Source organism: Aeromonas sp. 159 (assembly GCF_963862045.1).
GTDB classification, from domain to species: Bacteria; Pseudomonadota; Gammaproteobacteria; order Enterobacterales; family Aeromonadaceae; genus Aeromonas; species Aeromonas veronii.
Genome location: NZ_CAWLMI010000105.1, coordinates 1 through 677 on the forward strand (window position 1 = coordinate 1; position 677 = coordinate 677).

Here is a 677-nt window from a genome sequence, read left to right on the forward strand (position 1 = left end):
AAGGTGCTCTCGGGCAACGCCCCCACCTTGACGGTAAATTGCAATCCGGTTTGATTAGCCATGGCTTTCCCCTCTTGTCACGGCCAAGCAGTGCCTGAGCCATTGCCAACTCTCGCGCCCATACAATCCCTCACCGCGCAGCCACGCTACCGCCCTCTCCGGTGCCGCAAGGGCCACCAAAGATAAAGGGGTTAACAGGTTACGAGCGGTTCGGGTCTGCATCACAGGACACCCTTTAGTGCTTTGCCATCCCTCCGCACTCACCGGCAGGGCATCAAACCCCGGCAGGGGGATGGCAAAACAGAAAAGCTCCAGCCAACCCGTTGGCCAGGCTGGAGAAAATGCACAGTACAAGAAGCCGGTTGAACAACCGGCTCAAAGACACATTACTACTTACAAGGAATACCAAAGTACCGAAGCAAGGCTTACGCCTCGATGGGCGCGCGCCAGTCGTCCGCACCGGAAGTACCGGCAACGGTGTGCTCCCAGTCAATCTTGCGGTAAGCCATGGAGACCTGGATAAGCTGGGTGAAGTCAGACTTCGCCGGGTCCTGGCAGTGCGGCATCTGGCAGTCGATGTCAACGATGGTGGCATCGGTCAGCACGGTAGAGAAGAAGTGCTCCTGCTTGCCCTCAACGGAGGTGCGGTACCACTTCAGGGTCACTTTCGGCAGCAT

Annotated in this window: 1 pseudogene; it reads right to left on the reverse strand. The window is 57.9% G+C overall.

Going from position 1 to position 677, the window contains the following annotated elements:
* Positions 1-425: 425 nt before the first annotated feature.
* Positions 426-677 (reverse strand): annotated as a pseudogene (gene hcp1, locus AACR14_RS15890) (type VI secretion system effector Hcp1); the annotation flags it as partial.